General features: G+C 42.5%; 10 protein-coding genes. 7 read left to right on the top strand and 3 right to left on the bottom strand.

Annotated elements, in window-relative coordinates; all coding sequences use genetic code 11:
- The first annotated feature begins 23 nt into the window (after positions 1–23).
- Positions 24–1,151, top strand: a complete 1,128-nt coding sequence (locus BLT41_RS07455) for a glycoside hydrolase family 3 protein (RefSeq protein ID WP_244512218.1) — start codon at positions 24–26, stop codon at positions 1,149–1,151.
- Here the strand turns inward: BLT41_RS07455 and BLT41_RS07450 are convergent.
- Complete coding sequence (locus tag BLT41_RS07450) at positions 1,148–3,688, bottom strand: PAS domain-containing sensor histidine kinase (protein ID WP_092159774.1); 2,541 nt, start codon at positions 3,686–3,688, stop codon at positions 1,148–1,150. The two genes, BLT41_RS07455 and BLT41_RS07450, sit on opposite strands and share 4 nt — an antisense overlap.
- An 882-nt stretch (positions 3,689–4,570) precedes the next feature.
- Here BLT41_RS07450 and BLT41_RS07445 point away from each other — a divergent pair.
- Together BLT41_RS07445 and icd are read left to right on the top strand one after the other, a co-directional pair.
- Entirely contained in the window at positions 4,571–5,452 is an 882-nt protein-coding gene (locus tag BLT41_RS07445; RefSeq protein WP_092159772.1) for a flagellin N-terminal helical domain-containing protein, read from the top strand.
- A 409-nt stretch (positions 5,453–5,861) separates the two neighbouring features.
- Positions 5,862–7,007: an NADP-dependent isocitrate dehydrogenase gene (gene icd, locus BLT41_RS07440; protein ID WP_092159770.1), complete on the top strand. Its 1,146-nt coding sequence runs from the start codon at positions 5,862–5,864 to the stop codon at positions 7,005–7,007.
- Between the two features lie 80 nt (positions 7,008–7,087).
- On the opposite strand, the gene BLT41_RS07435 is transcribed toward icd, so the two are convergent.
- Positions 7,088–7,420 carry a hypothetical protein gene (locus BLT41_RS07435; RefSeq protein WP_092159768.1) on the bottom strand — a complete coding sequence of 111 codons (333 nt, stop codon included), beginning with the start codon at positions 7,418–7,420 and terminating at the stop codon, positions 7,088–7,090.
- 230 nt (positions 7,421–7,650) lie between these two features.
- Here BLT41_RS07435 and BLT41_RS07430 point away from each other — a divergent pair, with 230 nt between their 5' ends.
- Positions 7,651–8,727, top strand: a complete 1,077-nt coding sequence (locus BLT41_RS07430; RefSeq protein ID WP_092159767.1) for an efflux RND transporter periplasmic adaptor subunit — start codon at positions 7,651–7,653, stop codon at positions 8,725–8,727.
- Positions 8,728–8,754: 27 nt separating this feature from the next.
- Positions 8,755–11,871 (top strand): efflux RND transporter permease subunit, encoded by a 3,117-nt coding sequence (locus tag BLT41_RS07425; protein WP_092159766.1) that lies wholly within the window; start codon positions 8,755–8,757, stop codon positions 11,869–11,871.
- A 94-nt stretch (positions 11,872–11,965) separates the two neighbouring features.
- Here the strand turns inward: BLT41_RS07425 and BLT41_RS07420 are convergent, their stop codons facing one another.
- A complete protein-coding gene (locus tag BLT41_RS07420) occupies positions 11,966–13,126 on the bottom strand; it encodes a pyridoxal phosphate-dependent aminotransferase (RefSeq protein ID WP_092159765.1) in 1,161 nt (386 codons plus the stop codon).
- 181 nt (positions 13,127–13,307) lie between these two features.
- On the opposite strand from BLT41_RS07420, the gene BLT41_RS07415 reads away from it, so the two are divergent.
- Together BLT41_RS07415 and BLT41_RS07410 are read left to right on the top strand one after the other, a co-directional pair.
- Positions 13,308–13,853, top strand: coding sequence for an aminodeoxychorismate/anthranilate synthase component II (locus tag BLT41_RS07415; RefSeq protein WP_092159764.1), 546 nt, complete (start codon positions 13,308–13,310; stop codon positions 13,851–13,853).
- Complete coding sequence (locus BLT41_RS07410; protein WP_092159763.1) at positions 13,813–15,102, top strand: anthranilate synthase component I family protein; 1,290 nt, start codon at positions 13,813–13,815, stop codon at positions 15,100–15,102. Before BLT41_RS07415 ends, BLT41_RS07410 begins: the two co-directional genes overlap by 41 nt.
- Positions 15,103–15,113: the final 11 nt, after the last annotated feature.

Genomic DNA, 15,113 nt, shown 5'->3' with positions numbered 1-15,113 from the left:
AATAATTCTTGTGGAGTATATAAGTGAATAAAATTTATAGTATTGTCTTTTTGTTACTTGCCACCAGTATAATTGGTTGCGGATCAAAAAATTTATCTGTTGATTCTTCCGAGATGGATATTATGGTCGGCCAGATGGTAATGGTCGGATTTAGAGGGATGGATGCTGCGCCGGACAGTTTTATTGTTAAAGATATACGTGATGCTAAAATAGGCGGAGTGATTCTTTTCAGTAAAGACTGTGCGTTAAACAGTACTGAGCGTAATATTTCAGATTACAAGCAAGTGGAAGATCTTACCGCCTCGCTTCAGAAGCAAGCTCGTATTCCTCTTTTTGTTGCAGCGGATCAGGAAGGGGGACTTATTTGTAGATTTGCTGTGGATAGAGGGTTTCCTTCGAGTCTTTCCGCTGCAGAATTGGGTAACAGCGGTGATTTGAAAGCCGCATTCAGAGCTGGGAAAGCTGCGGGTAAAACTTTAAGTTCTGTTGGTGTAAATGTTGATTTTGCGCCAGTGGTTGATGTTAACCGTAATGCTGTAAATCCTGTTATTGCGGCATTACAAAGAAGTTTTTCCGATGATCCGGTCATTGTTGCTGATTTTGCAAAAGCCTTTATAGACGGCCTGCATTCGGAAAAAGTAATATCTTGTCTTAAGCATTTTCCGGGGCACGGCAGTTCGGCGGGGGACAGTCATAAAGGGTTCACCGATGTTACTGATTCATGGTCCGAAGATGAGCTTATTCCATATCGCAAGCTGATTAATGATCATAAAGTCGATATGGTTATGACAGCCCATATCTATAACAATAAGCTTGATAAAAAATACCCTGCAACTCTTTCACGTTCTGTAATAACGGGACTTTTGCGCAATGAACTCGGGTTTAAGGGGGTTGTTGTAACTGATGACATGCAGATGCAGGCTGTAAGCGGTGAATTCGGTTTTAAAGACAGCGTATTCAGGGCTGTGGATGCCGGAGCGGATATTCTGCTGTTTGGAAACAATCTTATTTATGAACCGGGATTAGGTATCAAGGCTGTAGGAGCTATTAAGGAACTTGTCCGTGAAGGCAGAATTTCAGAACGCAGGATAAGGCAGTCCTATGAAAGGATTATGCTTTTGAAGAATCAGTCGACTTTGCGTATAAATTAGTTCTGTATTGCGGGAAGCAGAATTGTAAATGTTGTTCCTTTTCCCTGGGTAGACTCTACATTAAGACTGCCTTTGTGGTTCTGTGTAATTATGAAATATGAAACAGAAAGACCAAGTCCTGTTCCGTAACCGGGATCTTTTGTTGTATAAAAAGGTTCAAAAATTCTCTTGCGGGTGTCTTTATTTATACCGGGGCCGTTGTCCGATATGGTACATTTTACCATGTCACCCAAATTGGAGATTTTGACACTGATTTCCGGCTGAGCTTCCATTTCTTTCCAGTCGTCCATTGCTTGCGCGGAATTCCTCAGTAAATTTAGGAAAACCTGTTCAATCTCTGTTCCTGCACAAAGAGCCGAGTTTAGACTCTCTGCGTAGTCTCTGGTTATTTTAATCTGTTTAAAATCATATTTTTTGTTGGGATTATAATCCTGTGTTGCCAGAGATATTGATTTATCGAGCAGTATTCTAATGTCACAGGACGTTTTGCTTGAATCGCTTTTACGGCTGAATTCAAGCATACGGGAAACTATTTCTGCAGCACGAACGCCTGACTCTGTGATACCTTCAAGCGTTTTTATTATTTTACGATCTTCCATATAAGCGAGTACAGAATCCATGTTGCACCCTGCTTTTTCAGCAGCTTTTATATTGGGAGCAAGTTCCGGTGAAAATCTTCGAATTATATTCTGAATACCCTGCAGGATGCCGCCAAGGGGATTGTTAATTTCATGGGCCATTCCTGCCGCAAGCCCGCCAATGGACATCATCTTTTCAGTCTGGATCATTATTTCTTCGATTTTGGCACGTTCTGTTGCGTCATCAATTCTTATTACCGCACCTTTAATGTCCCCGCTTAAAGGGTAAATCATGATGTCCTGATATTTTTGGTTTTGAGAAGCCTGCGGTGTGCGAATTTCTGTTTCAGGTACTCCTGTCTCTATGGCCTTTTCAATACGGGATGTATATTGCGCAAGTGAAGGAAAAGCTTCTTCTACTTTTTTTCCGAGAAGTTGGTTGGCAGCTATGGTGGCGTTTTTTTCCGCATTGGAGTTAAAGTGGACAATTTCTCCTGTGCTGTTAACTCCGATTATTATCGAAGGCATGGAGTCGATGATATTCTTTATGTAGTTTCTGGTCCGGTGCAGTTCAAGTTCAACCCGTTTGCGCTCAGTTATATCTGTACCCACTGAAAGGATTTCAATAGTATTCCCGTCATCATCATAAACGGGACTGTTTGACCAGTAAATCCATACACTACTTCCGTCTTTGCGGACATTTTGATTGTTGCTGATTGGGGTAAGCTCAGGATTTGTGGTCATTCCGTGAATAAGTTTTTCAAGGTCTGAGTCATTGTTCTTAGTTCTAGGGATAATGGTTCCGATAATGCTTTTACCCAGCATTTCTTCTTGACTGAATCCAAAAAAAGATTCTGCATATTCATTAAAAAAAGTGCAGTTACCATTAAGATCCATTCTGACAATTATACTGTGCACTCGTTGAACAAGGTCTTTGTATTCCTGTCTTGATATGGCTATTTCTTTGGAATGTGCTGTGATTTCATCAAGTAAGCGCAAGATGTTTCCAGCAAAAAAAGATGTGGTTAGAATATATTTCTGGTTCTCGATAAAGGACATCTTTTCAGCTTCTGCTTCCCAATTTACTTTTCTGATTTTTTCTGCAGCATACTCGATTGCCGGTAAATGGTTTAGCTTTTCTCCGGGCAGCATTGATACATTTGCCAGCAAATTTTTTATGCGGACAAAGTCTTCTTCCGTTTCTTCAAGATCCCATGTCAGAAAAGTAGATCTTTTGAGAATTATGATAACTGTGGCGAGGGCCAGAATCATAAACAGGGTTGCGCCGTAAAATTCTGCGGAAATATCTTTAACTACTACAACTGTAATTGAGCCTGCTTTTTCAATTTTTATTTTAGCCGATGCAAATATGCGGAATGAAGAGAACATTATCTTGTGTATTTTATCTTCGTGAAGATTGTATTTGTCGGAAGTGTAAAAAATACATTCATTTTCTTTATCGAATATAAAAATATCAGTATCTTTAGGAGATACCGGGAGTAATGTTTCCGATTTGAACTCCGCAATTACGAAAGAGTTGTCCAGCCTTTTGGTTAAAAAGAGTGTCGGTTCATCTCGATTATTATTTTTAGCCTTCTGGATCAAACAAATTTGTCCGGGCTTAAAATCTTTAATTTTATTAAATAGAGAAGATCTTGAAATGTCGTCATTTTTTACGGGATGAGGCCTGCTGTTGAAAATTTCTCCCTGCTGAGAAACTCTGAGGATAGAGGTTAGTCCGTAATCAAGAGAGCTTTTCGATTGCATGATGTTTTCAATGAAATCGATTCGGTTGGAAAAGTATGTACCCCATGTGTCAACTCTTTCGTTTACTTCGCTATTAATCATCCAAAAAAAGAGCAGGAGTGAAAACGACGAGCATGCGATAAAAATCGTAAGAAAAAAGCAAAGGTAGTTGCGAATTCTTTCGTTTAGTGTGTGTATGCTTTTTATTTTCATCAGGTTGTAACTGCTAAAGTCATTCTAAAAGATTATGTGGTGTAGTAGTAAAAGTTTGCCGTTTAACCGCATTATTACAGAGTTCGGTTATTAATACAGTTAGATCATTAAGTTAATCTTTGTAAAGAACTTAGGTTTGCTAATCTTTATAACATGTTAGATTAATTGTTTTTAAATTAATCATCGCATCCGTCCAGCTCATTCCTCCATTTAAATTTATTGATTGTCTAAACCGGGAATCTTTTTCCGTCTTTAAACGGGCAGAAGTTTCCTTATTCGTGTTTTGTCGATCCTTTCTTGAGTATTGTTCATTTTTGTTTATATCTAAAAATATAATCTTAACGGATAGTTAAGGGTTTATAAAGGTGAGCGTGAAAGCTTGATCTTTCATTAGGCATGAGCATTGCAATGTCATTTGCAGAGAAAAGTTTCAACCAATTAACGGAGGAAATAGTTCGGAAAAAAGTACGGCGTTGATGTGGGCAGAATACGGCAATTGGCCGGATGGTAATTCTCGGAGGTTGGTAATGTGTGGATTCGTTCGCATAGACAAATTTCCCATATGGGACATGTGAGAATTGCCGCCGTTAAAGGCTGTACCTGCGAAGAGTCGCGGATTCATAAAGGATCTCCGCGCATTTGTGGAAAGATTAGGCGGACACCTGCGTGAGTCCGATTGCAGGTAGTGCTGAATGATGTCCTCTAAACGACGTTGATTTTTACCGGATTATGTGGCCGATGGCCACAAGTCTAATTGTTCCGGAGGGTATTTTATGAAGTAAAGGGGAGAAAATTTTATGATGTTTAATCAACTAGTTAAATGGTCGAAGTGGAAGGAACCACTTAGGCGTACTTTCTTAAATAATTCAAGGAGGAATTATTATGTCGCTCGTAATTAATCACAATTTGATGGCAATGAATGCTAACCGTAACCTTGGTTCAGCGTACAACGATCTGGGTGTTTCAACTCGTAGACTGTCTTCCGGTCTTCGTGTCGGCTCAGCCGCTGATGATGCTGCAGGTCTTGCAATTCGCGAGCTTATGCGCGCTGATGTTAAGACTCTTAATCAGGGTATTCGTAATGCAAATGATGCTATCTCTATGATTCAGACCGCTGATGGCGCCCTCGGTGTCATCGATGAAAAGTTGATTCGTATGAAGGAACTTGCAACTCAGGCATCCACCGGTACCTATAACTCTGACCAGCGCCTTATCATCGACTCTGAATATCAGGCTATGGCTTCAGAAATTACCCGTATTGCCAACGCAACTGACTTTAACGGAATTCACCTTCTCAACGGTAACCTGTCTGGTGAAAACTCTGCTCATAATGGTGCAGGACTTACCTCTACCGGCCCTGTTAAGGTCCATTTCGGTTCCGGTAATGACAGTTCAGAAGATTATTACTACGTATCTATCAATACCTCTACCGCATCAGCTCTCGGTGTTGGACTTGCCGCTGGTAACTCCATCTCCACACAGGCTCTTGCTCAGGCGTCCCTTGATAAGTTGAATGATGCGATCATATCCAAGGATAAGATTCGTGCTAACCTCGGTGCTCTCCAGAACAGACTGGAAAACACTATTACCAACCTCTCAATCCAGGCAGAAAACGTTCAGGCTTCGGAATCACGCATTTCCGATGTCGACGTAGCAACTGAAATGACTGAGTTCACTAAGAACCAGATCCTTACTCAGGCTGCCGTCGCAATGCTCGGACAGGCGAATAATATGCCTAGAATGGCAATGCAGCTCATTGGCTAATTCCAATGGGTGACTAACTCAGAAAGGGAGGTCCATTAATTTGGACTTCCCTTTTCGTGTTTGAAGATATTTTTATGGAAATATTGCGGATTGTTATATTTATGTGCTTGCATTTTCATAATCTATGAAAAGTTTACTTTTTTGCAATTTTATCCTATAAACATCCCCTGAATCCGAGATTTTCGGGTTAAGGATGTCCGTTTAATACAACTATTCATATTCAGAATAATGTTTTTTTTTACACTTCTATGCGTACAAAAAAACGGCATCATGCGCGAATGGCGTATTTGGTGTAACTTTTTTGAAACTGACTTGATTTTCTTGCCGGGAACCCCCGATAAATCTTATTTTTCAAGCAGCCCTTCATTCTGTCGCGCCGTAGCATATCCACCTACACAAGGAGATCGTTTTGTCTACAAGAACCGTATATTATATCGAAGGTGATGGAATCGGACCCGAAGTATGGGCTGCCGCTCGTCCTGTACTTAACGCTGCGCTTGAAAAAGCATACGCAGGGGCTAATAAACTGGACTGGAAAGAGCTCCTCGCCGGAGGAAAAGCTTTCAAAGAAACCGGAGAATATCTGCCGCAGGTTACTCTTGATACTTTGAGCAATGCTGATCTGGCTATGAAAGGACCTCTTCAGACTCCTGTCGGAAAAGGATTCCGTTCTTTGAACGTTACCATGCGTCAAACTTTTGATCTTTATGCCTGTATTCGTCCTATCAAGTATTTTAAGGGAATTGAATCTCCTGTTAAAAGACCCGATCTCGTCGATATCGTTGTATTCCGCGAAAACACAGAAGATGTTTATGCAGGAATAGAATGGAGTTCAAATTCTCCTGAAGCAAAAAGAGTTATTGAATTTTTGGTTGACGAAATGGGCGCTAAAATAGACAGCTCTGCCGGTATAGGAATTAAGCCTATCACTCCCGCAGGTTCAAAACGCCTTGTTCGCAGAGCTCTTGATTTTGCTCTTGAGCAGAACCGTGAGTCTGTAACTTTGGTTCATAAAGGTAATATCATGAAGTACACTGAGGGAGGATTCCTTAAGTGGGGTTATGAGCTTGCTGCTGAAGATTATGCCGGAAAAGTTGTAAGAGATGGCGAAGAGGGCGAAGGCAAGGTTATAATTAATGACCGTATTGCTGACGCTATGTTCCAGGAACTCTTAATGCGTCCTGAAAAATACAGCGTGCTGGCAACTACCAACCTTAACGGAGATTATCTCTCCGATGCTCTTGCAGCACAGGTCGGTGGACTTGGACTTGCTCCCGGAGTAAATATGGGTGACAAGCTTGCGATCTATGAGCCTACTCATGGAACAGCTCCTACCATCGCGGGAAAAGACATGGCTAACCCCGGAAGTCTGATTCTTTCCGGCGCAATGCTTCTTGAACACATCGGTTGGAACGAAGCAGCTGATTTAATTAAGAACTCTGTTGAAAAATCTTTGGCAGCCAAAAAAGTTACTGTTGATCTGTCAAGCCAGATCAGTGGTGCTGCAACTGTAGGCTGTAAAGAGTTCGGTGAGATTATTCTCGCGAACCTGTAGTCTCTGCTGCATATAAATATAAAGCCCTCCTGATGTTTGCATCGGGAGGGCTTTTTTTGTTTTATTGCTATATTAAAATATTAATCGATGCTGGTCTCTATTCCATTATTTGTGTGCTTTAATTCGATATAACAGTCCGAAGAATCCAGCGTTGTGGTTGTAATCGGGGCTGCTTTTTCAATTCCTGCATCAGGGATGGTACGAAGGATTAGTTTGTTGTCGGAAATACCTTTTCCAAGATGAATTTTTTGTCCGGGTATCAGTCTGAACTGTGCAAAAATCACTTTGGTTTCTTGGTAACGGAGCGAACCGGCAACTGGAAAGTCACAGGTGTTTTTTATGGTGACAGCCGCAGCTGGACCCGCTGTAAGTATCGATAGAATAAAAAAGGTTGTAACGATCAGTTTTTTCATGCTTTTCCTATTTTGCAGACTTGATAATGAGATTTCATATGAAGGTAGGAGTGTAAAGTCAAGTTTGCATGATTATAAGTGAGATAAAGGCCACCGCAATAGTGGTGTGAAAAGAATCGCTGAGAGCCCAGTTTTTCTACTATTTTTTATTTAGTGAACAGTGTTGACTAAAAAATAATCTTGCGTAAAGTGACCCTCACAAAACAGTTATAAATTAGTGGAGAGATAGCATGCGGAAGATTCAATTTTTATTTCTATGCGTTTTATTAATGATATCAGTTTCGGCCTTTGCTGCTGAAGAAAAGAAAGCCAAGCAAAGTGCTCCTCAAATGCCTCCGGCTCATGTGGTGACCGCAAAATCTTACTCCGGGCAAGTTGCTCCTGAATCAGCTTATATAGGTACGGTTTATTTTTCTGAGGTTTCAGACGTAGCCTCGGAAGTTGCCGGAAAGGTTGTCAAAGTTGAAGTTGAAGAAGGGGATACTGTTAAAAAGGGTGCTGTTCTTCTTGTGCTCAGTTCTGATCTGCTGGCTACGGAAATCCGGGCCGCCAATGCAGCTTACAAAGAAGCCAAAGCCAACTATCAGGGCGCTCAGCGCGATAATGAGCGTATCACACAACTTTTCAAAGGCGGCTCTGTTCACGAAGGTGAGTATGATTCCAAAAGATTTAGAGCTATGGCTCTGGAAAGTGAAATGGCTTCTTCAATGGCGAAATTAAGAAGGCTTCAGATTGAACTTTCAAAGAAAGTAATTCGTGCACCTTTTGACGGTGTAGTGATTAAAAGAAATGTATATCTCGGTGAATGGATTTCTCGCGGTGGCGAAGTTGCCAAGATTGGTATGAACACCAGTTATGATGTCGTAGTTAATGTCCCGCAGGACGTGTCGCAGGTCGTTAAACCGGGGCTTGATGTCGGCTTGGATATAGGCGGAAAGGAACTTACAGGGCAGGTTTTCGCCGTTATCCCGCGCGGAGATGTTGCCAGTCGTACTTTCCCTATTAAAATAAGAATTCATGGTGAAAAAGGTCTTGCTCAGGGTATGGAAGCCCGGGTTTCTCTGCCCTCAGATATTGCTAGCGAAACGGTGGTTGTTCCCCGCGATGCAGTTCTTTCGATACGCGGAACTACAATGGTCATTGCGATTGTCGAAGGCAAAGCTGCTCCGATTCCCGTAAAGGTTATCGGGTACAAAGGAATGAATGCCGGAGTACGTGGTAAGGGGCTTGCTGCTGATATGGATATAGTTGTTAAAGGTAATGAAAGGCTCAGGCCCGGACAGGCTGTAGTCATAGACAATAAGTAGTTATCATCTGTCTGGAGTTTAAACGTTATGGATTTTATAAAATTTTCAATTGAGAAGCCTGTATCTATACTTGTAGGGGTCATCCTGCTGGTACTTTTCGGTGCGCTTGCTCTTACAGGTTTACCGTATCAGCTTTCCCCTACAGTTACTGAACCTGAAATAACCGTTGAAACGCAGTGGAACGGTGCAACTCCTTATGAGATTGAGCGAGACATCATTGAAGAACAGGAAAAAGTTCTCAAAGGTGTGACTGGTTTGATTGAGATGGAATCCGAGTGTTTTAACAGCGTCGGGCGTATTTCTCTGCGTTTTAAAATTGGAACAAATGTTGATGATGCTCTGCTTAGAGTCTCCAATAAGCTGAATGAAGTTAAGAGATATCCTGCGGATTCAGATCGTCCGATCATAACCGCTACAGGATCTGCAACGTCTCCTATCATTTGGATGATTTTGAAGAATCTTGAGGGGAATGATCGACCTATTGATGAATATTTAACCTTCTTTGAAAATGATGTGCGCCAGTATCTGGAACGCGTTGACGGCGTTGCGGACCTGTTTATGGGCGGTGGCACTGAAAAGGAAATGCACGTTATCATCGCACCTGAAAAGCTTGCAGCATATAATCTGACTATTGCTAAAGTTATTGAGGTTCTTAAAAGCGAAAATACTAACGTTTCCGCCGGTAATATGGGCGTAGGTAGAAGAGATTACCGTATCCGTACTACCTCGGAATTTCGTACACCGGAAGATATTGAGGATGTTGTTATCACTTCCTCCGGTCAGCAGCGGGTAACTCTCGGTGACGTTGGTAAGGTCGTTTCCGGTTTTAAAAAGTCCGAAGTTGCAATGCTTAGCGACGGTTTTCCGGGGATTGCCGTAGGTATAAAGCCTGAACCGGGCGCTAACGTTCTTGATGTTACCCGCGATGTTCGCGCTGTTGTCGAAAGTCTAAACAAAGGAATGCTTGCGAAAGAAGGTGTTTATCTGGACTGGACTTACGATCAGGCTCCTTACATTACCGGTGCGATAGATTTGGTTAAGCAGAATATTATTATCGGTGGTGTTCTGGCTATTATTGTTCTGTTGATTTTTCTTCAGTCATTGTCCTCTACAATTATTGTTGCCATTGCGATTCCAATTTCAGTGGTAGGCTCATTCATTGTTTTTGGCGGACTTGGAAGATCTTTAAATATTGTTAGTATGTCCGGTATCTCCTTTGCCGTGGGGATGCTGGTTGATAATGCTATTGTTATTCTTGAGAATATTGACCGGCATCGAAGTATGGGGAAACCCCCCTATAAAGCTGCTTACGATGGAGCCAGTGAAGTATGGGGCGCTGTTCTTGCTTCAACTTTGACAACTGTTGCTGTATTTCTCCCCGTTGTATTTATTGAGGAAGAAGCGGGGCAGTTGTTTAAAGATATTGCCATTGCAGTTACTTGTGCCATTTCATTGTCGTTATTCGTATCAATCTCAGTTATCCCCATGCTGGCAAAGCAGTTTTATACGCTTTCCGGCAAGGAGAAAAAAATCAGGAATAACATCCTGACCAGATTTGGTGGAAAATGTTCAAACGGCATTATGTCGCTGCTTGAGCTTTCGATTCGAAACTGGATGACGAGAATTTCGACTGTTGTGATTCTGGTAGTCGCTTCTGCTTTGCTCGTGATTTCTTTCTTCCCGAAGATGGAATATCTGCCGCAGGGTAATAGAAACCTTATTCTCTCAATTCTGATTCCTCCGCCGGGGCTGTCGTATGAAGAGCGTGATTCCATCGGTGAGTTTATCGCTTCACAGGTAGATCCGCATATGCATAAAGATAAAGATGGTTTTCCGGCTATCGATCATCTTTTTTACGTGTCTGCTCCTTCCATTAATCTCTTTGGAGCGATGTCGGAAGACGAGGAACGTCCTGCTGAGTTAATACCTCTTTTTAACGGGATAATGAATTCTATTCCTGGTATGTTCGGGGTCAGTATTCAGGCTTCGATTTTTGAGTCTGGTCTCGGTAAAGGACGAATGGTCGCAGTCGATTTCAGTGGCTCGGATCTTAACCGGCTCATTGCCGCAGCTGGGACTATGTTCGGAATGGCGCGGCAGGCTGTGCCGGGTGGACAGGTTCGCCCGATTCCGTCACTTGAAATGCTTTATCCGGAAGTAAAGATTGTTCCGGACCGTGACCGTGTCCGTTCGGCTGGAATGTCCAGTCAGGAGGTCGGGGAAGCCCTTGATGTTCTGATGGATGGTCGCAAAATCGGTGATTTTAAAGAAGAAGGTAAAAAGAAAATTGATTTGAAATTAAAAGCTTCCGAGTCCGGGGTAAGCACTCCGGAAGAACTTTACAGTTCTCTCATTGCCACCCCGCAAGGCTGGGCTGTTCCGATTTCATCTCTTTCAAATATAGAAAGAACTTACGGGATTACTCAGATTCGTCATCTGGAACGACAGAGAACCGTAACTCTGCAGATAACGCCTCCTAAATCCATGCCGCTTGAACAGGCTATGGATATTATTCAGAATGAATTGATTCCCAAGGTCAGAGGAATGGGGCTTCTTGAAGGCGTGAACGTTAGAATGAGTGGGGCTGCTGATAAACTTACTCAGACCCGTGACGCAATGCAGTGGAATTTCCTGCTGGCAATTGTCATAACTTATTTGCTTATGGCGGCGCTTTTCGCGAACTTCATTTATCCGTTTATCATTCTGCTTACTGTTCCGCTTGCAGGAGCCGGAGGTTTCCTCGGGTTGCAGCTTGAGAATATATTCATTGCTCCGCAACCGCTGGACGTACTGACTATGCTCGGCTTTGTTATTCTGATCGGGGTAGTTGTAAATAACGCTATCCTCATCGTGCATCAGTCTCTAAATAATGTGCGGCAGGGCGGGATGGATCATAAGGAAGCTGTTCTTGATGCAACGCGCACAAGGCTGAGGCCTATTTATATGTCAGCTACAACATCCGTTTTCGGAATGCTGCCGCTGGCAATAGCTCCCGGTCCCGGTTCAGAATTATATCGAGGACTTGGTTCGGTTGTACTCGGCGGGCTTGCACTGTCCACTGTCTTCACAGTGTTCATGATTCCAGCATTGCTTATGTTCTTCATCAAGATGGAGAAGATCGGCGGGAAAAAGGCTGAGGAGTAGATCTTAGTTTAGCGTACAAATAGATAAAACAAAAAACAGCCCTGTTAACCAAGTTAGCAGGGCTGTTTTTTTGTTAATAAATTTATTTTCTGTTTTATTTAAATTCTTTCACATACTTCTCAAGTCGATTCATGCCCTCAGCAATATTTTCAATTGAGTTCGCATAAGAAAATCTGATGTATCCTTCTGCGCCTTCTCCGAAATCAATTCCGGGTGTTACGCCTATTTCAGCTTTTTCCAGAATGTCAAAGGCGAGCTTGTATGAACTGCCTTCGAATTTTTCAGCGAAGGGTTTCATATTGACCAGAATATAAAATGCTCCGGTCGGTTCGACTTTAATATCAAATCCTATTTCACGAAGTCTTTTGATCATAAACTTACGGCGTTCGTCGTAAATATCTTTGATGCGGTTAACATCATCCCAAGCCTCGGTGAGGGCGGCTACTCCGGCCCATTGTGCCATTGAATTGGCGGAGATGAAAAAGTTTTGACAAAGCTTCTGTAAGGGGCGGACGTATTTTTCAGGGGAGATTATATAGCCGAGTCTCCAGCCGGTCATGGCGAACAGCTTTGAAAATCCATTCAGTACAAAGGCGTGATCTGTGTATTCTAGGATAGAATGTTCTTGCTCGCCGTAGACTAATCCGTGGTATATTTCATCGGAAACAATCCAAGGGCCGAGGTCCGCAATCTGTTTCATTCTTTTTGGAGAAAGTACGATGCCGGTCGGATTGGACGGGGAGTTGATCAGAATAGCTTTTGTTTTATCGTTTATGACTTTAGCTATTTCTTCCGGGCGGAATTGAAAACCGTCGTCTTCGCTGGTGGGAACTTTTATTAAATCAGCTCCGGCGAATTTAATGAAGTTGTCATAGCAGGCATAACACGGGTCGGAGGTAATGACATTGTCGCCTTGATCCAGAAGAAAAGTGAACAGCAAAAGCATGGCAGGGGATGTGCCCTGAGTTACAATTACGCGGCCCGGATCAACATCAACATCATATCTGTCTTTGTGATATTTGCTGATAGCCTGACGCAGTTCTGGAATCCCGAGGCTATGCGTATAGTGGGTTTCACCTCTTTCAAGGGCCTCGCAACAAGCTTTTTTGATACATTCAGGTGTATCGAAATCAGGCTCACCAATTTCCATATGGATTATATTTCTGCCGTCGCGTTCCATTTTCTGCGCCGCTTCCAGAACGTCCATGACTAGAAAAGGTGTGATCTCACAAGCTCGTTTGGAAATACATTCCATGATAGACTCCTTATTAAACAGCGGTTAGCCGCGTATGTATTTGAAATGTTGTATACATATTCATAACGTGAAGCGCAATAAGACAACCAACTTCATGAGTACTTGCTCATGCGTGGATGCTGGAGTAACTATGCCGCCATATGTTGCAGAGATTAAATATTCCTAATGGCGCGGTTAAAAAATGAAAATTCTTTTGATTGATAATAATGACAGTTTTACTAACAATCTCGAACATCTGCTGATTAAAGAAATTAAAGGTGCTGAGGTGACTGTGGTCGCTTATTCGAATGAAAAGTCCGTTGAGCTGAATAGTTATGATCTTCTTGTTATCTCACCCGGTCCCGGAAAACCTCAGGATTATCCCGGCTATGAGGCTGTGATTGATTCAGGAAAGCCCGTCCTCGGAATATGTTTAGGGATGCAGATTATAAATGAGCATTTTGGAGGGCAGACCTCTCGCTTGAGCGGTTGCTTTCACGGTCGAACCGAGAATATTGATTTTAACGGGCAGGATTTAGCCGTCGCCAGATATCATTCCCTTTATTGCAATGTCATAGCAGAGGGGCTGGAAATAGTAGCTGCAAACAGTCAAGGCGTTCCCATGGCTATAGCGCATAATCAGCTACCGTTGCTGGGATATCAGTTTCATCCTGAATCATTTTTAACCGAACAAGCCGGAGTTTTTATTGATTACGCCCTCGATTTTCTCGGAATCAGTCAGTTATGACAGGTTTCGTGAAATTGCACTGCATTTTGTAAATGAATACAATGCGGACATTCTTTTGACTTCGCCGGGATTTGGAAATTGCGGACGAAGTTTTATCGGTATTTTGTCTGACGGTGAGCTTGTTCTTACAGTTGATTCGTTGGCGGATACTATTGCGCCTGCGGTTAAGTCTTTTGCTTTTTCTGATAGCAGGCCGACTATCGGGTTTGTCAGTTACGAATGCGGGCAGGTTTTACGGTCCGTTATGACTGAAAAGACAACGCAGTATCCGTTTGTTCATCTTAAAAAATACAAGGCTGTACTTGTTTATGATGAAGCTGACGGGTGTGTGAAATGTTTGTGTGATGACGAGAGCCTTACTCTTTCCATCACTAAACAAGTAGGAGAAGCAGGCCCGATTCCTGATTTTGAATTACCGGATTTTCCTGACGATGCAGTAAGTATGTCGCTTGATAAAAACGAGTATCAGGATGGAGTTCGCAAAACTCTTGAGTATATTCGGGATGGCCTTACATATCAGCTTAATTTAACGACAATGTTCAGTTTTAATGGCGCAGAGGTTGATCCGGTCTTATGGTTTTTCGCTCTCAATAAAAAATTTCCTGCGCCATATTATGCAATGTTTCAAAGCTGCGAAAAATTGATAATTTCCACATCTCCTGAACTCTTTCTACGGGTTGATAACGGACATGTACTGTCTGAACCCATTAAGGGGACTCTCCATTTTGATGAGTATTCACCTGACCTTGAAAATGAGTTAACTTCTTCACCGAAAGAAGATGCAGAACTTTCCATGATTGTCGATTTGGTGCGAAATGATATTTCTTCTGATTGCAGGTACGGCTCCGTAATTGTTGAAGATCATAAGTCTGTTTTTGCGGTTGATAACTTGCTCCAGATGTTTAGCCGTGTGCGCGGGGAGCTTGCGGAAGATAAGGATTGCCTTGATCTGTTTTTCAACGCTTTTCCCGGCGGTTCCATAACAGGATGCCCTAAGAAAAGCTCAATGGAGTTGATCGATATTCTTGAACCTCATGGGCGTGGTCCTTATTGTGGAAGCATCGTCTTGATTGAAGGACCACAGGATATGGTTTCCTCAATTTCGATCAGAACAGCGGTTTACAATTTGAAAGATAAGGGACTTACCTATTGGGCCGGAAGTGGAATTGTCATCGATTCAGATCCCGAAGCCGAATATTTTGAAACCCTTGCCAAAGCCGGCAAAATTTTACATCCGCCAAGATCATAACTCGGAGGGTT

The sequence above is a fragment of the Maridesulfovibrio ferrireducens genome (assembly GCF_900101105.1).
Taxonomy (GTDB): Bacteria; Desulfobacterota; Desulfovibrionia; order Desulfovibrionales; family Desulfovibrionaceae; genus Maridesulfovibrio; species Maridesulfovibrio ferrireducens.
This window is presented reverse-complemented; position numbering and strand designations above follow the sequence as displayed.

Bases quoted from the DNA above. Each gene is read 5' to 3' on its own strand.
- BLT41_RS07425 (WP_092159766.1), top strand. From the start codon at position 8,755: ATGGATTTTATAAAATTTTCAATTGAGAAGCCTGTATCTATACTTGTA.
- BLT41_RS07445 (WP_092159772.1), top strand. From the start codon at position 4,571: ATGTCGCTCGTAATTAATCACAATTTGATGGCAATGAATGCTAACCGT.
- BLT41_RS07420 (WP_092159765.1), bottom strand. From the start codon at position 13,126: ATGGAATGTATTTCCAAACGAGCTTGTGAGATCACACCTTTTCTAGTC.
- BLT41_RS07435 (WP_092159768.1), bottom strand. From the start codon at position 7,420: ATGAAAAAACTGATCGTTACAACCTTTTTTATTCTATCGATACTTACA.
- BLT41_RS07415 (WP_092159764.1), top strand. From the start codon at position 13,308: ATGAAAATTCTTTTGATTGATAATAATGACAGTTTTACTAACAATCTC.
- BLT41_RS07430 (WP_092159767.1), top strand. From the start codon at position 7,651: ATGCGGAAGATTCAATTTTTATTTCTATGCGTTTTATTAATGATATCA.
- BLT41_RS07450 (WP_092159774.1), bottom strand. From the start codon at position 3,688: ATGAAAATAAAAAGCATACACACACTAAACGAAAGAATTCGCAACTAC.